This window comes from Aliiglaciecola litoralis, assembly GCF_039523355.1.
Taxonomy (GTDB): Bacteria; Pseudomonadota; Gammaproteobacteria; order Enterobacterales; family Alteromonadaceae; genus Aliiglaciecola; species Aliiglaciecola litoralis.
On the sequence record NZ_BAAAFD010000003.1, the window covers coordinates 90,981 to 113,476 of the forward strand.

Sequence of the window (22,496 nt, forward strand, 5' to 3'; positions counted from 1 at the left end):
TATGCAACAGCTGGAAGCCAACAATACTGCAAAACCACCCTATCAAATGGCGGGTTTGGTATTTTTGGTTACTGTGCTTTTAGGCTTGTGTTATGCAGCGTGGGCAATAAGTCATTGGCTTGAAGACTCACAAAAAGCACCGATAAATCAGGTGTTGGTAACTGGCAACCGAGTCTACATAGATGATGCGCTGATAGAAAATGTGGTGAGAAAAAATCACCCAGAGAGTTTTTTTGAATTAAATGTGGACAGGCTTCATCAACAAATAGAAGCCCTTCCATGGGTTTATCGGGCTTCGGTTCGTAAACGCTGGCCGAACAGTTTGAATGTGCACATTGTAGAGGAAATCGCCAGCGCCAAATGGAACAGTGATTCGCTTTTGAATCAATATGGACAGGCGTTCGATGCGCAATTAGTAAATGGCGAGTTGCCTGATTTGTTCGGGCCTGGCGGTAGCGAGAAAGTTGCCTTGCAAGGATATCGCGATATGCAAACCTTGCTCAACAGTGCCAGCCTGACCATTGATGAGCTTTACTTGAGCGAGCGTTTTGCTTGGAATTTGAGATTGAAAAACGGCGTTAGATTGAATCTGGGTCGTTCAGAATATTTAAATAGGTTGCACCGATTTGTCGAGGTCTATCCATTGTTGAAAGATCAAGGTAAACAAATCGACTATGTAGATTTGCGTTATGACACTGGCCTTGCGGTTGGGTGGAAAGACGCTGAAAAAACTAAACAAGAGAGTTAGCTAAAGTGAGTAAATATTAAGATGTCTAAGGTTGCTGAAAGAAATCTGATCGTTGGCTTAGACATGGGCACCAGTCAAGTTAAAGCTGTCGTGGGAGAAATCCTCGATGATGGCGGTATTAGTGTGGTTGGCGTCGGCACCCAGTCTGCAAAAGGTATGGATAAAGGCGGTGTTAACGATCTTAATTTGTTAGCTCAATCCGTTCAGCGCGCGGTCAGTGAAATGGAACTGATGGCAGACTGTCGAGTGTCTTCGGTCTTTATGTCGATTTCAGGACGGCATGTAAAGTGCCAGAACGAAAGTGGCATGGTGCCGATTAACAATCAAGAAGTCACCGCGGATGATGTCGATAATGTGGTGCATGCTGCGCGCTCAGTGCCTATTGCACTGGAGCGTCGGTTGCTACATGTATTGCCACAGGAATTCACCATTGACGTGCAAGAAGGAATTAAAAATCCAATCGGTATGTCAGGTGTGAGAATGGAAGCCAAGGCTCACATTATTACCTGTGCAGATGACATGGCGAAAAATTTAGTTAAGTGTGTCGAACGTTGCGAACTCAATGCGGATCAGGTGATCTTTTCGGCACTGGCATCTAGTTATGCAGTGTTAACCGATGACGAAAAAGAGTTAGGTGTCTGTGTGGTCGATATCGGTGGTGGCACTATGGATATGGTGATATACACCGACGGTGCTATTCGCCATACCGCTGTCATTCCGGTCGCGGGAAATCAGATCACCAGTGATATTGCGAAAATATTCCGTACACCGATAAACCATGCTGAAGACATAAAAGTGAATTATGCCTGTGCATTACGTGACATGGTCAGTATGGAAGAACAAATTCAAGTACCAAGTGTGGGTGGACGACCAGCTCGAATGATGTCTAGACATACTTTGGCCGAGGTCATCGAACCTCGTTATCAGGAGCTATTTGAATTGATCCATGAAGAGATCAAATCCAGCGGATTGGAAGAGCAAATCGCCGCAGGCATTGTCCTGACCGGAGGGTCAGCGAAAATGGAAGGGGCTGTAGAATTTGCTGAGGAACTATTTCAGATGCCAGTGCGCGTAGGCGTACCAATTGGTATCAAAGGTCTATCAGAATACGTAGAAGATGCCTCTTTCGCTACTGCCGTAGGTTTGTTGCAGTACGGAAAAGAGTCAACTCAGTCCAAATCGGCGCAGAAATCTAGCGCATCAGAAGGGCTGTGGAATCGTGTTCAAAGTTGGTTTAAGGGGGAGTTCTGAGGATGGATATATCTCAGGACCTTAAAAAATTAAATGTGGATCACTTTGGTTCACATTTTATCGCGCAAAAATCGGAGAAAAATAATGTTTGAATTAATGGATAGTCACAGCGAAGAAGCTGTCATCAAAGTTATTGGTGTCGGTGGTGGTGGCGGAAACGCTATCGAGCACATGGTTTCACAGAGCATCGAAGGCGTCGAATTCATCGCCGTTAACACTGATGCTCAGGTATTGCGAAGTTCATCTGCCAATGTCACTTTGCAGATCGGTTCTGGTGTTACCAAAGGGTTAGGCGCAGGTGCCAATCCTAATATTGGTCGTCAGGCTGCTGAAGAAGATAGTGAAACTATTCGTCAGGCACTTGAAGGTGCTGACATGGTATTTATTACCGCTGGCATGGGAGGTGGTACAGGTACTGGTGCCGCTCCAGAAGTGGCTAGAATTGCTAAAGAACTTGGCATATTAACCGTTGCCGTAGTGACGAAACCTTTCCCATTTGAAGGTCGAAAGCGTACCGAGTTTGCCGATCAAGGTATTGAAGAATTATCTAAATATGTTGATTCATTGATCACTATCCCCAATGAAAAGTTATTAAAAGTGATGGGTCGTGGTACACCGCTTCTACAAGCCTTTAGTGCGGCCAACGATGTATTGCGCGGCGCAGTGCAAGGAATCGCTGAGCTAATTACTCGTCCTGGTTTGATCAACGTCGATTTCGCCGATGTGAAAACGGTCATGTCTGAAATGGGCACTGCCATGATGGGAAGTGGCCAAGCAAGCGGTGAAGACCGTGCAGAAGAAGCCTCTGAAGCTGCCATCGCCTGTCCTCTGTTAGAAGACATTGATTTGTCTGGTGCACGAGGCATTTTGGTTAACATCACTGCGGGGCCAGATTTCGCTATTGATGAATTTGAAACTGTGGGTAATGCGGTTAAAGCCTTTGCTTCTGAAAACGCAACCGTGGTTGTCGGTACCGTTATTGATATGGAAATGACCGATGAATTACGTGTTACTGTTGTTGCAACGGGCATTGGCGCAGAGCGTAAGCCTGATATTTCACTAGTAAGCAGTCAGGGTTCACGTGTTTCAGCCGAAGCGAAAAACTTCAAGTTACAAGCCGATTCACATGATCGCGTAGGTAACACGGCTACTGACATGAATAAAGCCGTAGCAACCGAAGAGAAAGCGGAAGCCAATTGCGATTATGAATATTTGGATATTCCGGCGTTTTTGCGTAAACAAGCTGATTAATAATTGGACTGATGTGAATTATTCTCACAAAAGTCGGTCTTAATTAACGAGTTGTGTTTATTCATAACGAAAAGGGGTGGGTAAAATACGGCAAAGAGACTGATTCAACAGATACGAAAATGCGTTGAATCAATTATTGCTTAAGCAGATTACTAACCACAGGCTAGTTTTGAGGTTTAACAAACCGCGAAATTCTTGATTAGTCAGAAGGTTGCAAAATTGGTTCCATGTTTCATTTTTTTGACATTGGACCAGTTGGTAAGTATACTGTGCGCCGTTTTTTAGCTTGAAGCATTTTTCATAGGCAAACTGTTAATGATAAAGCAACGCACAATTAAACATGCTGTGCAAGAAACAGGGATTGGTCTGCACAAAGGTGAAAAGGTCACCATGACTCTCCGGCCTGCGCCGGCGAATACAGGTATTGTATTTCGCCGCATTGACCTTGAGCCTCACGTGGACATTCCTGCCAAAGCAAACGCTGTTGGTGATACTGTGTTGTGTACCTGTTTAAGCAACGAAGATGGTGTTTCAATTTATACTGTTGAACATTTATCTTCTGCCTTAGCGGGGTTAGGTATTGACAATATTATCGTTGAGGTAGATAGCAACGAACTTCCGATTATGGATGGCAGCGCGAGTCCATTCATTTTCTTGTTGCAGTCTGCTGGCATCGAAGAATTAAATGCATCTAAGCGATTCATCAGGATCACTAAGCCAATTCGTGTTGAAGAGGGTGACAAGTGGGCTGAGTTTCACCCCTATGACGGTTTTAGAATTGATTTCAAAATCGATTTTGAACATCCAGTGATCAGCCAAACTCGACAGCATGTGATCATGGACTTTGACGCAACTTCGTATGTTGACCAAGTCAGTCGAGCCAGAACCTTTGGCTTCATGCGCGACCTAGAATATATGAATGCTAATAATTTAGCGCTAGGTGGTAGCATGGAAAATGCAGTCGCACTGGATGAGTACCGTGTACTAAATCCAGAAGGTTTGCGTTATGACGACGAATTTCTTAAGCATAAAATCCTCGATGCGGTGGGCGATTTGTATTTAGGTGGCCACAGTATCGTTGGTGAATTAAGAGCATACAAGTCTGGTCATGGCCTGAATAACAAGTTACTCAATGCTATGCTGCAAGATGCCAGCTGTTGGGAATATGTCAGTTATGAAACGCAAGATGAAGTCCCCATTCGCTTTGCGTCTCCAGTGTTGGCTGGCTAATAAAGATAATATAAAATGCCGCTTTTATAGCGGCATTTTTACGTTTAGTGACTACTGAATGTATTAAAGACCTTGATAACGTGATGTTTTACAAGGTATTGTTGCAAACTAGATCGATTGATATGAAATAAAAGCTAAGCGTTTTTTAATCATGCCGATAATAGATTGTATAAAAATTAAACAGTTGGGCTGGTTTTAGATACCCTATAGTGCTTCATTATTGTGCTGAGAAAGCATAGAATGCCTGCCGGTTCAACAAGTAGCGAGACACCCTAAACATGAGTTTGACACTGCATTACAAAGGTAAATCTACCGAATTTTCTTATCAGATCGGGAAAAGACGCCTTGTCACATCTGTGGTTTTACTCTGTGGTTTATTGCTTGTTTCAAGCCGCTCAACGTATCAGGTCGAAGAATCTCATGCCCGAATTGACTTTGCTAAAAGCGGTTTGATGCAGCAAAGACAAGAAGTGGATGAACTCAAACAAACAACTCAGCAACAACTCGCTGGGATCATGTTAAAGCTGGCAGAAGTGCAGAGCGAAATTACCCGCGTTAACGCCCTAGGTGCACGGTTGGTGGAGCAAGCGGGTTTGAATCAAGATGAATTTAGTTTTAATCAACTCCCCCCTATTGGTGGGCCAGTTGATGAGTCGGTCGTCACAATTAAAGGGACCAACGAGATCTTGAGTAAAATTGATTCCGCTTTAGAAACCTTAGACAGCAAAACTCAACAACTTGCAGCCCTTGAATCCATCATGCTTAATCACCATATACTAGAGGAAGCAAGTTTAGCGGGTCGCCCAATCGAGTCTGGTTGGTTATCTTCCTACTATGGTGTCCGAAAAGACCCCTTTACAGGTATGCCGGCAATGCATAAAGGAATCGACTTCGCTGGCAAAGAAGGCGAAGCGGTTGTTTCAACCGGTGCAGGATTGGTGACTTGGGCAGGTGAGCGTTACGGTTATGGTCAACTCATTGAGATTGATCACGGTGATGGAATTGTCACTCGCTATGGTCACAACAAAGCAGTCAGTGTTAAGATTGGTGATGTGGTCACCAAAGGACAAGAAATTGCGTTAATGGGGAGCACGGGTCGTTCAACTGGAGCGCATGTGCATTACGAAGTGTTAAAAAACGGTAGACAACAGGACCCATTACCCTTTGTTTATCGAGAAAGGTGATAATGACTTACTAGACACAAATGAAACAGTAAGTTCATATCGAATTTATCAGACTATCGGCTCCATTTGGAGCCGATTGTGTTATTTCGCTAGCTTGCAATGACGCAAGTGGTTTTAATCCGTTAGATTGGAAGCTGTAAATCCATGTTTTCGAGCATATTCAGAAAGATATTTGGTAGTCGTAATGACCGCCTATTAAAACAACTAAACAAAAATGTTGTATTGATCAATCAACTTGAACCCGAATTAGAGGCGTTAAGTGATGAGCAATTACAAGCCAAAACCGCCGAGTTCAAGCAGCGATTAGCCGATGGCCAGAAACTGGATGACATTTTGGTAGAAGCCTTTGCGGTTGTCCGAGAGGCTAGTAAACGCGTATTCAAAATGCGTCACTTTGACGTGCAAATGCTGGGTGGGCAAGTGCTTCACCAAGGTAAAATTTCTGAAATGCGTACCGGTGAAGGTAAAACCCTTACTTCGACACTGCCTGCATATTTGAACGGATTGTCGGGCAAAGGTGTGCACGTCATCACCGTGAATGACTATTTGGCAAAGCGTGATGCTGACTGGAGTCGTCCCTTATTTGAATTTCTTGGATTGAGTGTTGGCTGTAACGTGCCTGGCATGTCTCATGCGCAGAAAAAAGAAGCCTATGCTGCCGATATCACCTACGGCACCAACAATGAATTTGGTTTTGATTATTTGCGCGACAATATGGCCTTTAGCCCACAAGATCGCGTACAAAAAGGCTTAAATTTTGCGGTAATCGATGAAGTTGACTCTATCTTGATCGACGAAGCGAGAACGCCGTTGATCATCTCAGGTCAAGCAGAAGATAGCTCTGAGCTATATCGCAAGATAAACCTCATCATCCCTGAGCTTGTGCAACAAGAGCAAGAAGACAAGGAAGGGGATGAAGCGGGCCATGAAGGCGAGGGTGATTTCACCATCGATGAAAAAGGTAAGCAAATTCACTTAACCGAACGTGGTCAGATCCACGTTGAAGAAATATTGCAACGTCAGGGCGTATTGGGCGAAGACGAGTCATTATTCGCCGCGGCGAACATTTCCCTACTTCATCATGTGAATGCCGCATTACGTGCCCACAAACTGTTCAGCAAAGATGTCGATTACATTGTTAATGGCGATGAAATCGTGATTGTCGATGAACACACTGGTCGTACAATGGAAGGTCGTCGTTGGTCAGAAGGCTTGCATCAGGCGGTTGAAGCCAAAGAAGGTGTGAAAATTCAAAACGAAAACCAGACATTGGCATCTATTACCTTCCAGAATTATTTCCGACTATATGAAAAACTGTCTGGTATGACGGGTACAGCTGACACGGAAGCATTTGAATTTAATCATATTTACGGTTTGGAAACGGTGGTCATCCCCACGAACAAACCCATGATCCGTGATGATAAAGCTGACCTTATCTATCTGACTGCAGAAGAAAAATACGAAGCTATCGTTGAAGACATCAAAGACTGCGTGAAGCGTGGACAGCCAACTTTGGTTGGTACAGTGTCGATTGAAAACTCAGAGCTACTATCAAGTATTCTTAAGAAAGCCAAAATACCTCATGAAGTATTAAACGCGAAACAGCATTTACGCGAAGCGGATATTGTTGCTCAAGCTGGTAAGTCTGGTGCGGTAACTATCGCCACTAACATGGCTGGTCGCGGAACAGATATTGTCCTTGGGGGTAACTGGCAGTCAGAAGTTGCAAAGATTAACGATCCTAAGCCTGAAAAAATTGCCAAGATTAAAGCTCAGTGGGAAGAAGATCACAAGAAGGTGCTAGAAGCCGGTGGCTTGCATATTATTGGTACCGAGCGTCATGAATCTCGCCGTATCGATAATCAGCTACGTGGTCGTTCTGGACGTCAAGGCGATCCCGGTTCTTCACGTTTCTATCTGTCTTTAGAAGACGGCCTGATGCGCATTTTCGCCTCAGAGAAAATGGGCAACATGATGAAGCGTTTGGGTATGGAGCGTGGCGAAGCCATTGAACATCCTTGGGTGACTCGAGCGATTGAGAATGCCCAGCGCAAAGTTGAAGGACGTAACTTCGATATGCGTAAGCAATTACTTGAATTCGATGATGTTGCTAATGACCAACGTAAAGTGATTTACGAACAGCGCAATGAATTGCTCGACGAAGGTGATATTAGCGAAACTATTGACGCCATTCGTGTTGACGTTGTGAGTAGTTTGATTGACGACTATGTGCCACCACAATCACTTGAAGAGATGTGGGATGTGTCCGGATTAGAAGAGCGCATCAAAGGTGACTTCTTAATGGAATTGCCAATTCAGTCGTGGTTAGATGAAGACGACAAGCTACATGAAGAAAAGTTACGCGAACGTATATTGCAAGAAGTCACGGATGCTTATCGAGCTAAAGAACAGACTGTGGGTCGCGACGTCATGCGCCAGTTTGAAAAAGCAGTGATGTTGCAAAACCTCGACAGTGCTTGGAAAGAACACTTGGCCGCAATGGATCATTTACGTCAAGGGATTCATTTACGTGGTTATGCTCAAAAGAATCCTAAGCAAGAATATAAACGTGAGTCATTCCAATTATTCTCAGAAATGTTGGAAGGGCTTAAAGTTGAAGTCATCAATATTCTGAGCAAAGTTCGTGTTCAAGCTGAGTCTGATGTTGAGGCTGTAGAAGAGCAGCGTCGTCAAGAAAACGAGGTCGCTAAAAATTACGAGCATGAAAGCCCGAACCAGGAAGAAAAGTCTGCAGGACCGCAAACAGCGGTACGCGAAGGACCGAAAGTAGGACGTAATGATCCATGTCCTTGTGGCTCAGGCAAAAAATACAAGCAATGTCATGGCAAATTAAGCTAGGCGCAAGTATTAAAACGACACTAGGGATAGCTACGCTATCCCTTTTTTGTGGGTATGACGTTATAAAGAGGCAATATGAAGATAGTTGATGTGTCAGTGGGCGTGATCAAACAAGAACGCAAGATCTTCGTCAGTAAACGCGCAGACGAGTTGCATCAAGGCGGATTTTGGGAATTTCCCGGTGGCAAGGTTGAACCTGACGAGCTTCCCAGCGAAGCCATGAGACGAGAGCTATTTGAAGAAGTTGGCATAGTCGTTACCAAACAAAGCCCATTCATGTTAATTGAACATGATTACGGCGACAAACATGTCAGGTTACATATCTTTCTTATCGAAGCCTTTGACCATCAACCAACCGGCAAAGAAGGACAACAAACGCAGTGGGTAGAACTATCAGCGTTGCCTGAATTAGCTTTTCCTGCCGCCAATACACCGATAGTAGAAAAGTTAATAACTGAGTTTATTGACTGAATCCGAGTAGGCAACGCTAAATGTGATATATTTGCTCGTGTAGTTTGAGTCAATCGGGTCGTCAGCAAGCAGCCGTAAATAACACCCTGAATAGAACCGATTGTCACTGCACAGCGAAGTGCAACCTTTGCAACCAACAGGCAATTTGTAAATCATCCTTTTTAATCGTTATCCTAACAACTAGATTAATTAGTTTTGGGTTCAAGTATTGCGAGTCCTCTATTAGTAAAGTATTTTGCTCTACTTATTATTTCTAACCATAACAACTAAAAAGAACAGCCCCCTGATGAACAAAATAATTGATCTGCGAAGCGATACTGTTACCCGACCATGTCAAGCCATGCGAGAGGTGATGGCGCAAGCTGAAGTGGGTGATGATGTTTTTGGTGACGACCCTACGATTAAGCGTTTAGAGCAAAAAACAGCAGAAATGGCTGGGCATGAGGCGGGTCTGTTTATGCCCTCTGGCACGCAAAGCAATCTTGTAGGTTTGTTGGCGCATTGTCAGCGAGGGGACGAATATATTGTTGGCCAGCAAGCTCATACCTATAAATATGAGGCTGGAGGTGCAGCAGTACTTGGCAGTATTCAGCCGCAACCAATCGAATTTGAAGCGAATGGCACCTTAGACTTAAAAAAAGTCGAAGCCGCGATTAAACCGGATGATTGTCACTTTGCCCGTAGTCGTTTACTGGCCTTGGAAAACACTGTGGGTGGCAAAGTGTTACCATTGAAGTACTTGCTAGAGGCTCGTCAGTTTACTTTGCAACATGACCTTATCTTGCATTTGGACGGAGCACGGGCATTCAATGCCGCCGTTGCGTTAGACGTACCTCTTAGAGAGATTACCGCTCATTTTGATAGTGTTTCATTGTGTCTTTCAAAAGGCTTGGGCGCTCCAGTAGGTTCGCTACTCTGTGGAAGTGAGCCCTTTATTAAAGAAGCACATAAATGGCGCAAAATGGTCGGCGGTGGTATGCGGCAGGCAGGAATTTTGGCAGCAGCTGGTCTGTATGCAATAGAGCATAATGTTCAGCGTTTGAAACAAGATCATGACAATGCTTTTTGGCTAGCGCAGCAACTGCGCGCAATACCTGAGATAATGGCTAACGACGACTCATTGCGTCAAGAAACCAATATGGTATTTGTAACACTGCCAGAAAAAATCGCCACATCACTTTGCGACAAACTCAAAGAGCAAGGAATACTCATTGTGCAATCTAACCCGCTGCGAATCGTGGTGCATAAGGATGTAGACAAGAATGACTTACTGCGTTTTGTTATTGCGATTAAAAAAGAGGTAATGAGCTGAAGGAAGCTTAAAAAAGACACCCACTTTAAAGTCCAGTTTAACTTAAAAAAGACACCCACTTTAAAGTCCAGTTTTACTGAGACACCCATGTTATGAATGGTTAAACGGCCATTTTGTTCTATGCTTTAGGGTAATCAAACAACCAAGGATGGTCTGTTATGCCCCAACCACGCAAAAACCAAATCAGTTTAATTGATACTCCTTACTACCACTGTGTTTCACGCTGTGTTCGTCGCTCTTTTTTGTGCGGTGAAGATTCTTTCACGGGACAAAGCTTTGAACATCGCCGGGCGTGGGTAGAGAAACGTTTGTTGTTTTTAGCGTCAGTGTTCGCCATTGATATTTGTGCGTATGCGGTGATGAGCAATCATACCCATGTGGTGCTGTGTGTGGATAAAGAAACCGCGGATAGCTGGTCGATGACTGAGGTGATTAGGCGTTGGCATCAGTTGTATCAAGGCACTTTGTTGAGCCAACAATATCATAATGGCGAGCCGCTCAGTGACGCTGAGCTTGTAAGTCTGGAGCAAACGGTCACTATTTACCGTCAACGCTTATACGACATCAGTTGGCTGATGCGCAATCTGAACGAGCACATCGCCCGTGAGGCGAACAAAGAAGATGACTGTACGGGGCGATTTTGGGAAGGACGTTTTAAATCTCAAGCCTTGCTAGATGAAAGTGCGCTGATAGCCTGTATGGCCTATGTGGACTTAAACCCTATTCGAGCCAACATGGACAGCACTCCTGAAACCTCAAAACACACTAGTATTCAAAGACGTATTCACGCGCTTATCAAAGGTGAGCAGCCCCGCACATTAATGCGGTTTGTGGGCAATCACAAAAAAGACATGCCCAAAGGTATCGCGTATAGCCTAATTGATTACTGTGAGCTGATTGAGAGCACGGGCAAGTGTATTCGTCAGGATAAAGCCGGTCATATCAAGCCGCAACACAGCTCCATTCTAAACAGTCTTGGTCTTAATGCAGAGCAGTGGTTAACCCTAACGACCGAGTTTGAACAACACTTCTACACCGCTGTAGGCAATGAAAAGATGCTTCAACAATTCAAACAGCACACAAAGCATCAACGCATACGAGGGATGGCAAAGGCAAGAGCCTTATTGCAAAGCGCCTAGAATCCCTCCTAATTTCTAGTAACCCCCATCAGCGCAAAGCTGCTCAGTCCGGCTGCCCTCAATTTGAGAAATAAGACGATTTTTAGCGTACACCTCACACAAATTACGAAAACAGCCCATCTAAGAGCGAAGTAAGGCTACGAAACGTCACGAATTTTTACGAAATTGGCTAACATCCTATGTTTTTTAATAATGAGTGTCTCTATTTGTTTTTTAAACATGGGTGTCTTAATTTTTTCTACCGAAATACCGTTTCATGGCATTTACAACTGGTTTTGGCAAGCTAAATTAAACAACTTGTCGATGCTGAACGGTCGCTTTACTTTCAAGACTAAAGCGCTTAATTAAGGTTCCGCGTTGCAGCACTCTGTCGGTAACATATTGCCCCACCGCAGGGCCATGTTTGAATCCATGACCCGAACCACCACCAACCACATATGCATTGTTTAGCCCAGGATGTAGGTCAATTACAAAATCTCCATTAGCGCTATTTTCGTACTGACAAACACGGCTCTCTAGCAAGGGCTGGTTTGCAATACTTGGAAAACGTTCAGCTAAAAAAGCGCGCGTTTGCGCAATCGTTTCTGCACTAATATTACGATTTAGACTATTTGGGTTAACAAGCTCGCCATGGGTATCATTCGCTACCTTAAAACCTCTACCTTCAATATCTGGAAGTCCGTAATACGGTAACGTAGCCCACGAAGGTAAATTACCTGTAAGCTCTCTATTTGCTTGGAAGTACAGAATTTCTTGACGAGTCACAAATAGTTTTTTAGCCATTGCCTCTGGACACACTCTATCTAGCCATGGGCCACAAGCAAATATAAAGTTTTCTGATTGAATGCTTTGGACACGGCTTCCTTGGATACATTCAACTTCAGTCAAGCGACCGTTGGTTCCGCTGTTAGCGCTAATAGGCGAAATTTTGCTTTGGAAAAAATGCACTCCAGCTTGATTGGCTTTGATAGCTAAAGTTTGAACGCCACGCCTAGCCATTAAGCCACCAGCATGCGGCTCTAGCATGCCTAATTCACCATCCTTAATTTTCATTACGGGATACCTGTCGCGCATGCCCTTTGTATCGATTGACTCAAATGGAATACCAAGCTTGTTCAACACTTTCTTGCCGTCTTTTGCATATTTGTCATCGGCTTGGTGAACTAGCACCATGCCAATAGGATGGAACAAAGGCAGTTTCGATTGTTCTGATAGTTCTTTCCATGCAACTAACGAACGATAAGACCACTCTGCGTAGAGTTCTACATCTCCATATCCAGTGCGCGTAACTCTGCTTTCTCCGCCAGAAGAGGAAGCTGAATGACCTGGAGAAGCTTGATCTATTATAGCGACGGATAAACCTGCCTGATTTAAGTACCACGCACTCCACATACCAAAAACGCCCGCTCCAACAACAATAGCGTCGAATTTTTGTGGCTTTGCGGAAACCAGAGAGCTGGGTAACAACACGCTTGTTGCAAGCATCGCTTTTAAGATTTGTCTTCTGTCCATGATGAATTCAATATTGTTATTGTTTAATATTTAAACAGTAAAGCATTGGCGTAATGTGTTCAATAAGAATGATATGTTTAGTGATAACGCTTGTGAGAATTCATGCAGGTGAAATGTCTTCTTAGCGCTCTCAGCTCCGGTTCAAGCTGAGACTTGTCAGCGACTGCTTATATCGAAATTAAGTTTAACGCGTTTTACCTTTGAAATAAGCGATAAGTGGCTCTAAGATAAATTCTCTATAAGAATGTCAAAACTCTTAAAGCATACATTTCATCGGCACTTTCCCAACAGGTTTCAGGTTTTTGAAGTAAACTTCCTGTTTACAATAAGACCCAGTAAGCCCAAGCTCATTAGAGCGTAAGTACCTGGAGCAGGAATACGATTTATTATCAAATCTCCTCCATAGTCATAAACTTCTGAAGCTGTAGCGGTTAAACATGGTTGGTCGTTAAAACAAACATCGCTGTTTATGAAGTAACGGGATTCGGCACCCATATCAAATGAGATGAATTCTCCCTTCACGGTATCGAAAAGGACAGAAAGCGTGCGTAATTGACTTACACCATTGATGACGTTGGTATCCCTAGCTATGAATTCGTTGTCAGGACTGTGTAAAGTCATTTGTAGAAAGTGAATGCCATTAGTGTTGGGAAATCTATCTGTCGAAGCTATAGCAAAGGTGTCGTCCACCACAATAACGCCTGATACCATATAGCCGAGCTCCATTCCCGTCCAGTCAAACCGATACGGTATCAAACTGGCCGATGCAGGAATTGACACTCCCAGTAAAATCATCAAGCATATTATTTTTCTCATAACATTTAGCCTCTGTGGTCACTTTCACTTATAGGTGAATCCTACCGCCAGTTGCTTGATGGCTGTTGATATAGATCAAGTTTATGTTGCGAGAGTGCTTAAAAATTACGAATGACTACTTCGCTCGATTCATACAAAACTTCATCGACTCTGACCCCAGAGGTTAAAAACTGTGGGAATGACAGTTTTCTTTAATGGGAATGACGTTTTTAGTGGAACGACCGTTATTTCAGCGATGCGACGGTAATTTTGTGGAAATGGTGTTAGCCATACACCAGAAAACTATTCATCGTTATAGTTGATTGATGCGACGTTTAAGTTGCTTTCCATAGTCTTGTTCACGGATGACCTTGCCAAGCTCAGTATTAATAGAGCGGATAAGCACAATTAATTGTCGATGTTCACTTCGATTGGAGTGTAGCAGTTTATCAATTTGCGAGAGTTTATTTAAACAACAGGCCTTAACCTCTTGATTGTATTTATCACCTAAATAGTCGACCATTTGGGAGGTGTTGTTACCTCTTGCACTGTATGGCTGGTTTTTAGCCTCTTCGATTTGAAGGCGCAAGCGTTCGGTTTTTTCTACCACTTCGATTAATAGTGACTTTGCGTAAACCACGAGTTGGGGCTCTAATTCGCTAAAAAAATGGGTTAACTCAATGAGTTTAGGATCTTGATAGCCGCCAATCTTGCCTTTTTGATATATTTGTTTGGCGTCGCGCAATGCACCTTGGGCGATAATCAAGCTGTCTAAGTGAGCGGTCGGATTCGCCTTTATCTGAACGGTTAATAGTTGGTGTGCTTTATCGAGCGGCTCTTGTGCGGTTTCTATTATTGTGTCACGAAACTGCATTGAGTCGGTCTTTTGTACCGAATTGTCGCAAGCTGTTATGGCCAAAAGCAATAACAACAAACTACACTTACTCCATCCGTTAAAAGACAAAACTTTTCCTATTTGATGATTTGGGCGTCAAATTATTGCTAAATAATCCCATTTGTCTAGGTAAATGTTATTATACAGAAGAATTCAAAGACGATGAGACTATGGCAAAATCTACTATTTCTAAACTATTAGCTAAACACGAGAATTTAATTCATACGGAAATGATGAAAGTGGTGTCTCATGTACAGCGCACCGAAGACGGTTGGATCGTGAATACCATCATGATCGAAGGCTATGATGTGCCGTTTAAATTCCGACGCAAGAAAACCTATAAAAATTTGGTTGATAGCTACGTCAACCTAACTTACTACGCTATCACCGAGGAAGTTGCGGGAATGGAGTTTGAAGCAATGAAAGTTGTCCGCATAAAAGTGGCTTAAGATCCCTTTGAGTACAGTGTCCATGACAATGTTGGATGGCGTGGTATTGCATCGAAGGCCATACCGAGAGACCAGCATGATTGTCGATTTTTTCACTCGCGATAATGGTCGGCTGTCTGCGGTTTGTCGAGGAGTTCGGGGCGGTAAGAGCGCAAAAAGTAATGAGCGTAAAAGTGCAATCCAACCTTTTCAAACTCTCAAGCTAAGTTTTAGTGGCCGCAGTGAACTCAAAACGCTGACCCAAATTGAAACCCTTGGGCGAGGGTATAACTTACATGGAACGGTACTTTTCTGCGCACTCTATATTAACGAATTAATCAATCGCGTGGTGCCCAACGAGGTGGCTTATCCGGAGATTTTTGATCTTTATCTAGCCAGCTTACTTAGACTCTCTGAGCAAGACAATGTTGAGATAGTGTTGCGTGAATTTGAAATAACCTTATTGCAATTGCTTGGCTATGGATTTGATTGGCAATCAGACGGTCAAACCGGTGAGCCTTTGCAAGCGGATGCGTATTACAGTTTTGTATTGGACTATGGATTTCAACGACTGCTTGGCCAAGAAGCGCATCAGAATTGTTTTACTGGAGCCAATCTAGCCGACATTGCTCGATTCCATTGGACTCCCTCGAGTCTACAAACCGCAAAACGCGTGACTAGAATGGCATTCAGGCCGATAATAGGTGATAAACCGTTGAAAAGCAGAGAGCTTTTTCAGAAGTTGGAGCAAAAGAAATGAATACGATTTACTTGGGCGTCAATATTGATCATATTGCCACGTTGCGCAATGCGCGCGGAACCCAATATCCAGATCCAGTGCACGCGGCTGAAATCGCTGAGCGAGCTGGCGCTGATGGCATTACCGTTCACCTAAGAGAAGATCGTCGCCATATCACCGATAGAGATGTGAATATTCTATCGCAAACCATCAATACCCGTATGAACCTAGAAATGGCCGTCACCGAAGAGATGCTCAAAATAGCCGACGAAATCCGTCCCGAATTTTGTTGTTTAGTGCCAGAAAAGCGCGAAGAGCTTACCACTGAAGGCGGTTTAGATGTGGTAGCTAATCTGGCGAAAATCCGTAATGCATGTGATAGGTTGGGTGCACAAGATATCCAAGTGTCGTTGTTTATCGATGCAGAGCGCGATCAAATCGATGCTGCTTTGGAAGCGGGAGCACCTTATATTGAAATCCACACGGGCCAATATGCACACGCAAAAACAGAGCAGCAGCAACAGATTGAATTAGATAAACTGCGCCAAGGCATACAGTACGCCCACGCTCAAGGACTCAAGGTCAATGCTGGTCATGGCTTGCATTATCACAATGTTAAGCCCATTGCCGCGATGCCAGAGATAATCGAGCTTAACATTGGGCATGCCATCATCGCGCGAGCTGCGTTTGACGGATTGCATACCGCCGTTGCCGATATGAAGCGCCTTATGCTGGAAGCGAGAGGTTAAGGTGGCAATTGTCGGACTCGGTACAGATATCGTCGAAATTGCCAGACTCGAACAGCAAATTGAAAAGTCTGATCGCCTAGCTCAGCGAGTACTGACATCCGCAGAATGGGAAATCTTTGTTGCTCATAAATTCCAAGTACGCTACTTAGCCAAGCGATTTGCAGCCAAAGAAGCTGCAGTCAAGGCGTTGGGTACGGGCATTGGCAATGGCGTGGGCTGGCAACAAATTGAAGTGATGAATGATCCCTTAGGTCAACCATTGCTTAGGTTTAATGGCTATTTCGCAGAATTGTGTACTCAAAGAGGTATTAATAATGCCTTATTATCCTTATCCGACGAGCAACATTATGCCGTCGCAACCGTTATACTAGAGCAGCGATAATCCCCATGGCTAACTTGTTTAAACCCAGCAAAACTAACACTGTCGTTCGTCCTAAAGATGCCAATAAGACATTACAAATTACTGGAATCGATCATTTAGCAAGAGGGATCAGTAATGATGAAAAGGGGATCTATTTTGTGCAAGGCGCCTTGCCTGACGAAACGGTAGAAGCAAATGTGCAACAGCATAAAGGCAACGTACATCATGCTCAGGTAACGCACATTATTCAGCCAAGTGAGGCACGAAGACAACCGTTTTGCGCTCACTATGCTGAATGTGGTGGTTGTGAAACCCAACATTGTGATAGTGAAGACTTACTGCGCTTTAAACAGCAGGCTATCGGGCAACTGATTTTGCATACCGGCATTCAAGCTAACGAGCCAGTGGTCATCAAAAAAGCAAAACTAGGTGCCAGACGAAACATTAAACCCAAAGCTCGCACTATCGCGTCTTTACAAAAGGAGTTGCCTTGGCAGCCACCGCTCAATAGTGTGGACAGGCACTACCGACATAAAACTCGCTTAGCCATTGACGCCAGAAACCCGCATGATATCCACCTTGGCTTTCGCACAAGGGGCAGCAGTGATGTGTTTAACCTAACGCAATGTCCCATTCTAGTGCCTGAGTTACAGGCGTTAATTGCGCCACTTCACACCTTGGTAAATAGCATTAGTCAGCCCCTTAGAATTGGCCATATTACCTTGGTAAAAAGCAACAATAAGACCTTGGTCAGTATTCGACTGGTAAAAGCACTGAGCAAAGAAGATCAGTTAGCTATCACCGACTTTGCGCAACAACAAAATGTCGCAGTAGAAATTCAAACTCAAACGGGTCATCACAATGTGGGAGAAGAGGACTCGTTACTTACTTACTCCCCAATCGATTCAATCGAATTACAATTTCAGCCAGATGACTTTGTGCAAGTGAATGCGAAGGTAAACCAACAAATGGTCGCGCAAGCAATTGATTGGTTAGCGCTCGATAAAGACGACAAAGTATTGGATCTATTTTGTGGGATTGGCAATTTCAGTGTACCGATTGCCCAACACTGTGCGCAGGTTATCGGCATAGAAGGGGTGTCCAAAATGGTGCAGCGTGCGACTAAAAACGCACAAAATAATGGACTGCCCCATTGTCAATTTAGACATTCAGACCTCACTGACCCGGCTTGGATCAGAACATTAGCAAATGAAAAGGTGACCAAGGTGCTGTTAGATCCGTCTAGAGAAGGCGCCAAAGAGGCGATAAAACTACTGCCGAGTCTCAATCCATCACATATATTGTATGTGTCGTGTAATCCATCTACGTTTGCCCGTGATGCCGCCATCTTGCTTGAACAAAACTTTCGTATCGACAAAATTGGTTTGATGGATATGTTTCCTCAAACCGCGCATACTGAACTGATGGCATTATTTGTGCCTAGCAATACTAAGTCCTCTTAAAATATTGAATAACGGTTAACTAGATGGTTTCAATTCGCACTGTTCACCAACCCCAACGGCCTCCTTTTGATGAGTGGTTAGACAGCCTTCATTTGTCAGAAGCGACCAAACAAAAGCTCAGAGATACCTCTGCGTCACCTGAGACCTTGTTGATTGGCCAAGAGATGGTCGAAATTCTGCACGAATTGAACATGGATGACGAAACCTTGCAGGCATCCTTGGTGTATCCCTACTGCGAATTAAATAATTTAAATGACGAGGAAATCGCTGAGCAGTTTGGTTCTGGTATTCAACATTTAATATCAGGTGTTAGACGCATGGATGCGATCAAATCCTTGCATAATCGCTCCACTAAAAAAGCAGATGAAAGTCAGATTGATAATGTGCGACGCATGCTTTTGGCGATGGTCGAGGATGTTCGCACTGTGCTGATTAAACTGGCTGAGCGAATTTGCACCTTGCAACGGATCAAGCGCGAAGATGAAGAAATGCGCGTTTTGGTGGCCAGAGAGTGTGCCAGTATTTATGCTCCCTTGGCTAATCGACTGGGGATCGGGCAGCTAAAATGGGAACTGGAAGATCTTTCGTTTCGTTATTTGCATCCAGAAACCTACAAGCAAATTGCTAAGCTATTGGATGAAAGAAGAGCGGATCGTGAGCAATACATAGAAGACTTTGTCAGCAATTTACAACGCGAGTTAGACAGTGTTGGGATCAAAGCCCAAGTTTACGGCCGCCCCAAACATATCTACAGTATTTGGAAAAAGATGCAGAAGAAGCATCTGGACTTTGAGCAACTCTATGATATTCGCGCGGTCAGAATCATCGCTGACAGACTACAAGATTGTTATGGCGCACTAGGGATTGTACATTCAATGTACAAGCATATTCCCCATGAGTTTGACGATTATATTGCCACACCAAAGCCCAATGGCTATCAATCGATTCATACGGTAGTCGCGGGTCCACAGGGGCGCTCGGTAGAAATTCAAATTCGTACTCAACAGATGCATCAGGATGCAGAGCTCGGTGTCGCTGCTCACTGGAAATACAAAGAGGGAGTCAATACAGAACGTTCGGCCTACGAAGAGAAAATCAATTGGTTGCGTAAAATCTTACTGTGGCAAGAAGAGGTGGCAGAATCGGGCGATTTGGTTGAGGAATTGCGCAGCCAAGTGTTTGACGACCGGGTCTATGTGTTTACCCCTAAAGGCGATGTAATTGATTTACCCTTGGGTTCCACCCCTTTAGATTTTGCTTACTATATCCACAGTAATGTAGGACATAGATGCATAGGGGCCAAAATATCTGGCAGGATAGTGCCTTTTACTTACCAATTAGAAACCGGTGATCAGGTTGAGGTGCTAACCGGTAAAAACCCTAATCCGTCACGGGACTGGATGCATCCGGGATTAGGTTACGTCCACTCGTCACGGGCCAGAGCGAAAATCCATACGTGGTTTAAAAAGCAGGACAAAGAAAAGAATCAACAAGCGGGCAAAGAGTTACTGGAAAGAGAGCTACACAAAGTCAATATTCCGTTAAAGGATGCGCGCAAAGCCTGTGAGCGGTTTAATCTAAACTCGGTTGACGATCTGTATGCTGCCGTGGGCGGAGGCGATGTGCGCATTATGCAAGTGGTGAATTATATTCAGCAACTTGAAGCGCCCGTTCCTAGCATAGATCCAAGACTGAAAACGATTTCGAATAGGCCGCGTAAACAAAGCAAAGATAGCGTAATGGTGGAAGGGGTTGGCAACCTAATGAGTCAAATTGCTAATTGTTGCCAACCTTTACCAGGAGATCCTATCCAAGGATATATCACCATGGGTAGGGGAGTCAGTGTGCATCGTGAGGACTGTGACCAACTAAACCATTTATTGGACCAACACCCCGAACGGCAAATCGAGGTAAATTGGGCGAATGATCTCAGCGGTGGTTTTCAGACCGAATTGCATGTACTTAGCACCGATCGTGATGGTATCTTACGAGATATCACCACTGTTTTAGCAAATGACAAAGTGACCTTGTTAGCCGTGAACAGTAATAGTAATGCGAATGATGGCAGCGCAAAAATCATGCTAAAACTTGAGGTTAAAGATTTGAACAGTCTGGCAAGAGTGACGACTAAGTTGCTACATATTAAAGGGGTGTCGGACGTTGTGAGAATTGATAAATAAATGCCACAAAGTAAAGCGTATCCGCAACTCGACCGATTACTTTCGGTCATGCGTCAACTCAGAGATCCAGAGACAGGGTGCCCTTGGGATCAACAGCAAAGTTTTGAAACTATCGTCCCTTATACCATCGAAGAAGCCTATGAAGTAGCCGATGCCATTGCTCGTGGCAATATGAACGATGTTAAAGATGAACTAGGAGACCTACTTTTTCAAGTTGTGTTTTACGCTCAGCTTGGTGAAGAACAGCAGGTTTTCGATTTTGAAAATATTGCTCAAGGCATCGCAGACAAGCTGATCCGTCGTCACCCTCATGTATTTGAAAACGTCACCGATATGTCAACTGAACAATTAAGCCAGTCATGGGATGCAATTAAAAGACAAGAGCAGCAACAGAAAAGCGCACCGCAAACCGACAGTATTTTAGCTAACATTCCGCTGGGAATGGCGCCGCTTATACGCGCGCAAAAACTGCAAAATCGTTGTGCCAAAGTGGGGTTTGACTGGCCTCAGGTTGAACCAGTGATTGATAAAGTCAAAGAAGAAGTCGCCGAAGTCATGGAAGAGTTAGAAAAACCCATCCATGATCAAAGTAAAATTGAAGAAGAAATCGGAGATCTACTGTTTGCCGTGGTCAATTTAGCACGGCATCTCAAGGTTGACTCAGAAACGGCGATTCGTAAAGCTAACGCAAAGTTTGAGCAACGATTCAAACAGGTCGAATTATTGCTTAAAGAGCAAGGGCGAAGCTTAGAATCTTCCGACCTCGACACCATGGAAGCGGCTTGGCAGCAAGTCAAAAAACTACAATGAGGGTTATTTAAGTCTTAAGCCAGAGATACAATTGCGCCCCGAATCTTTTGCTTGATAAAGTTGCGCATCCGCTTTTGACAGTAATTCAAAATAACCCGACTCATATCCGCTTATACTTGCCATACCAATACTCACCGTAATTTGGCCAAATTCGGAATCTTCGTGCAGAATATTCAAGTCTAAGACCGCCTCTCTGATAGTATAAGACATGTCTGCAGCGCCTTTATTATCTGTTTGAGGCAGCACACATACGAACTCTTCTCCACCATATCGAGCAACGATATCAGTAGGACGGCTCATACACTTACCAATGACTTTCGCGACGAGACGCAAGCAATCATCGCCTTTAAGGTGCCCATAGCGATCGTTGTACGCTTTGAAAAAGTCAATGTCGATCATCAATAAGCTAAGCGCCGTCTTATTGCGCATTGCCAAAGCAAACTCTTTAGGAATACATTCTTCAAAATATCGGCGGTTATATTGTTGGGTTAACCCATCCAGAAAAGCGAGTTTTTTGAGTAAATCCGAATGCATCTTTAAGGTAAGATGAGTTCGGACTCGATTAACTAGTGTGACGCGATTAAGCGGTTTTTGCATAAAATCGGAGCCGCCAGACTCCCAGCAATTTAATTCCGCATTGGTTGAATCTACAGCGGTAGAAAAAAGAATTGGGATTTCGTTTAACTCAGGGATTTCACGTATTTTTTTCGACGCAGTCCAGCCATCCATTTCTGGCATCTCAACATCCATGATAACCAGATCAGGGCGATGTCTGGCGCAAAACTCGACGGCTTCTTGACCATTTTCACAGTAGAATACTTTATATTTGTCCGCCAACATACTGCGGTACATTTCTTGATTGATAGCATCATCATCCACCACTAAGATGCGAGCTTCGCTCAGCGGCTTCTGATTAAGCGATTCTGATATAGTTGGTTGCATAACTCTCCATTGCCTTATCGAACAGAGCCTGTTTTAGTTTCACTAAGCATATCTTCTAATAGTTTAAAAAAACAAGTGTAGCCTACTTAAATGGTAAAATAGACATATCCCCTCGGGCGTTTAGCCTTTAGATGAGCCTGACGTTAGAATATAAAATTTAATCTTGCAACTAAACGT

At 44.0% G+C, this 22,496-nt stretch carries 20 protein-coding genes; 16 read left to right on the plus strand and 4 right to left on the minus strand.

The genetic code is table 11. From position 1 onward, the window contains the following. Position 1: 1 nt before the first annotated feature. The 9 genes from ABD036_RS07395 (at position 2) to ABD036_RS07435 (ending at position 11,445) form a co-directional block, all read left to right on the plus strand. Positions 2-748 carry a cell division protein FtsQ/DivIB gene (locus ABD036_RS07395; protein WP_343858207.1) on the plus strand — a complete coding sequence of 249 codons (747 nt, stop codon included), beginning with the start codon at positions 2-4 and terminating at the stop codon, positions 746-748. Positions 749-769: 21 nt separating this feature from the next. Continuing rightward, on the plus strand, positions 770-1,999 hold the full coding sequence (ftsA, locus tag ABD036_RS07400) for a cell division protein FtsA (protein ID WP_343858209.1): 1,230 nt from the start codon (positions 770-772) through the stop codon (positions 1,997-1,999). An 84-nt stretch (positions 2,000-2,083) separates the two neighbouring features. Further along, a complete protein-coding gene (gene ftsZ, locus ABD036_RS07405) occupies positions 2,084-3,250 on the plus strand; it encodes a cell division protein FtsZ (RefSeq protein ID WP_343858211.1) in 1,167 nt (388 codons plus the stop codon). A 315-nt stretch (positions 3,251-3,565) separates the two neighbouring features. Then, positions 3,566-4,480: a UDP-3-O-acyl-N-acetylglucosamine deacetylase gene (gene lpxC / locus ABD036_RS07410; RefSeq protein WP_343858213.1), complete on the plus strand. Its 915-nt coding sequence runs from the start codon at positions 3,566-3,568 to the stop codon at positions 4,478-4,480. A gap of 278 nt (positions 4,481-4,758) precedes the next feature. Continuing rightward, positions 4,759-5,664, plus strand: a complete 906-nt coding sequence (locus ABD036_RS07415) for a M23 family metallopeptidase (RefSeq protein WP_343858215.1) — start codon at positions 4,759-4,761, stop codon at positions 5,662-5,664. 144 nt (positions 5,665-5,808) lie between these two features. Continuing rightward, entirely contained in the window at positions 5,809-8,523 is a 2,715-nt protein-coding gene (gene secA, locus ABD036_RS07420) for a preprotein translocase subunit SecA (RefSeq protein WP_343858218.1), read from the plus strand. 75 nt (positions 8,524-8,598) lie between these two features. Next, complete coding sequence (gene mutT / locus ABD036_RS07425) at positions 8,599-8,994, plus strand: 8-oxo-dGTP diphosphatase MutT (RefSeq protein ID WP_343858220.1); 396 nt, start codon at positions 8,599-8,601, stop codon at positions 8,992-8,994. A 295-nt stretch (positions 8,995-9,289) separates the two neighbouring features. After that, the gene (gene ltaE / locus ABD036_RS07430) at positions 9,290-10,306 is read left to right on the plus strand and encodes a low-specificity L-threonine aldolase (protein ID WP_343858679.1); all 1,017 of its coding nucleotides are present in this window, start codon (positions 9,290-9,292) and stop codon (positions 10,304-10,306) included. A 158-nt stretch (positions 10,307-10,464) separates the two neighbouring features. Further along, positions 10,465-11,445, plus strand: coding sequence for a transposase (locus tag ABD036_RS07435; protein ID WP_343858222.1), 981 nt, complete (start codon positions 10,465-10,467; stop codon positions 11,443-11,445). A gap of 288 nt (positions 11,446-11,733) precedes the next feature. Here ABD036_RS07435 and ABD036_RS07440 read toward each other — a convergent pair whose 3' ends face one another. The 3 genes from ABD036_RS07440 to ABD036_RS07450 all read right to left on the minus strand — a co-directional run bounded on the left by ABD036_RS07440 (position 11,734) and on the right by ABD036_RS07450 (position 14,716). Continuing rightward, positions 11,734-12,957 (minus strand): FAD-dependent oxidoreductase, encoded by a 1,224-nt coding sequence (locus tag ABD036_RS07440; protein WP_343858224.1) that lies wholly within the window; start codon positions 12,955-12,957, stop codon positions 11,734-11,736. A 294-nt stretch (positions 12,958-13,251) separates the two neighbouring features. Further along, on the minus strand, positions 13,252-13,773 hold the full coding sequence (locus tag ABD036_RS07445; RefSeq protein WP_343858226.1) for a PEP-CTERM sorting domain-containing protein: 522 nt from the start codon (positions 13,771-13,773) through the stop codon (positions 13,252-13,254). A 292-nt stretch (positions 13,774-14,065) separates the two neighbouring features. Continuing rightward, on the minus strand, positions 14,066-14,716 hold the full coding sequence (locus ABD036_RS07450; RefSeq protein WP_343858228.1) for a hypothetical protein: 651 nt from the start codon (positions 14,714-14,716) through the stop codon (positions 14,066-14,068). A gap of 101 nt (positions 14,717-14,817) precedes the next feature. On the opposite strand from ABD036_RS07450, the gene ABD036_RS07455 reads away from it, so the two are divergent. Genes ABD036_RS07455 through mazG form a run of 7 tightly spaced genes read left to right on the plus strand, consistent with a single transcriptional unit; the run spans position 14,818 to position 21,377 of the window. Continuing rightward, positions 14,818-15,096 (plus strand): hypothetical protein, encoded by a 279-nt coding sequence (locus ABD036_RS07455; protein ID WP_343858231.1) that lies wholly within the window; start codon positions 14,818-14,820, stop codon positions 15,094-15,096. A gap of 16 nt (positions 15,097-15,112) precedes the next feature. Further along, on the plus strand, positions 15,113-15,835 hold the full coding sequence (gene recO, locus ABD036_RS07460; RefSeq protein WP_343858682.1) for a DNA repair protein RecO: 723 nt from the start codon (positions 15,113-15,115) through the stop codon (positions 15,833-15,835). Continuing rightward, complete coding sequence (gene pdxJ, locus ABD036_RS07465) at positions 15,832-16,563, plus strand: pyridoxine 5'-phosphate synthase (RefSeq protein ID WP_343858233.1); 732 nt, start codon at positions 15,832-15,834, stop codon at positions 16,561-16,563. Before recO ends, pdxJ begins: the two co-directional genes overlap by 4 nt. Position 16,564: 1 nt before the next feature. After that, positions 16,565-16,945, plus strand: coding sequence for a holo-ACP synthase (gene acpS, locus ABD036_RS07470; RefSeq protein ID WP_343858235.1), 381 nt, complete (start codon positions 16,565-16,567; stop codon positions 16,943-16,945). Between the two features lie 5 nt (positions 16,946-16,950). After that, positions 16,951-18,387, plus strand: a complete 1,437-nt coding sequence (rlmD, locus tag ABD036_RS07475) for a 23S rRNA (uracil(1939)-C(5))-methyltransferase RlmD (RefSeq protein ID WP_343858237.1) — start codon at positions 16,951-16,953, stop codon at positions 18,385-18,387. Positions 18,388-18,410: 23 nt separating this feature from the next. Continuing rightward, positions 18,411-20,567, plus strand: a complete 2,157-nt coding sequence (gene relA / locus ABD036_RS07480) for a GTP diphosphokinase (RefSeq protein WP_343858239.1) — start codon at positions 18,411-18,413, stop codon at positions 20,565-20,567. Continuing rightward, positions 20,568-21,377: a nucleoside triphosphate pyrophosphohydrolase gene (gene mazG / locus ABD036_RS07485; protein ID WP_343858241.1), complete on the plus strand. Its 810-nt coding sequence runs from the start codon at positions 20,568-20,570 to the stop codon at positions 21,375-21,377. Between the two features lie 3 nt (positions 21,378-21,380). On the opposite strand, the gene ABD036_RS07490 is transcribed toward mazG, so the two are convergent. After that, positions 21,381-22,319 (minus strand): GGDEF domain-containing response regulator, encoded by a 939-nt coding sequence (locus tag ABD036_RS07490; protein WP_343858243.1) that lies wholly within the window; start codon positions 22,317-22,319, stop codon positions 21,381-21,383. Positions 22,320-22,496: the final 177 nt, after the last annotated feature.

Coding starts and splice junctions, on each gene's coding strand:
- ABD036_RS07440 (WP_343858224.1), bottom strand. CDS start 12,957: ATGGACAGAAGACAAATCTTAAAAGCGATGCTTGCAACAAGCGTGTTG.
- ABD036_RS07455 (WP_343858231.1), top strand. CDS start 14,818: ATGGCAAAATCTACTATTTCTAAACTATTAGCTAAACACGAGAATTTA.
- ABD036_RS07395 (WP_343858207.1), top strand. CDS start 2: ATGCAACAGCTGGAAGCCAACAATACTGCAAAACCACCCTATCAAATG.
- relA (WP_343858239.1), top strand. CDS start 18,411: ATGGTTTCAATTCGCACTGTTCACCAACCCCAACGGCCTCCTTTTGAT.
- mazG (WP_343858241.1), top strand. CDS start 20,568: ATGCCACAAAGTAAAGCGTATCCGCAACTCGACCGATTACTTTCGGTC.
- pdxJ (WP_343858233.1), top strand. CDS start 15,832: ATGAATACGATTTACTTGGGCGTCAATATTGATCATATTGCCACGTTG.
- mutT (WP_343858220.1), top strand. CDS start 8,599: ATGAAGATAGTTGATGTGTCAGTGGGCGTGATCAAACAAGAACGCAAG.
- lpxC (WP_343858213.1), top strand. CDS start 3,566: ATGATAAAGCAACGCACAATTAAACATGCTGTGCAAGAAACAGGGATT.
- ftsZ (WP_343858211.1), top strand. CDS start 2,084: ATGTTTGAATTAATGGATAGTCACAGCGAAGAAGCTGTCATCAAAGTT.
- ABD036_RS07415 (WP_343858215.1), top strand. CDS start 4,759: ATGAGTTTGACACTGCATTACAAAGGTAAATCTACCGAATTTTCTTAT.
- ABD036_RS07490 (WP_343858243.1), bottom strand. CDS start 22,319: ATGCAACCAACTATATCAGAATCGCTTAATCAGAAGCCGCTGAGCGAA.
- rlmD (WP_343858237.1), top strand. CDS start 16,951: ATGGCTAACTTGTTTAAACCCAGCAAAACTAACACTGTCGTTCGTCCT.
- ftsA (WP_343858209.1), top strand. CDS start 770: ATGTCTAAGGTTGCTGAAAGAAATCTGATCGTTGGCTTAGACATGGGC.
- ABD036_RS07445 (WP_343858226.1), bottom strand. CDS start 13,773: ATGAGAAAAATAATATGCTTGATGATTTTACTGGGAGTGTCAATTCCT.
- secA (WP_343858218.1), top strand. CDS start 5,809: ATGTTTTCGAGCATATTCAGAAAGATATTTGGTAGTCGTAATGACCGC.
- ABD036_RS07435 (WP_343858222.1), top strand. CDS start 10,465: ATGCCCCAACCACGCAAAAACCAAATCAGTTTAATTGATACTCCTTAC.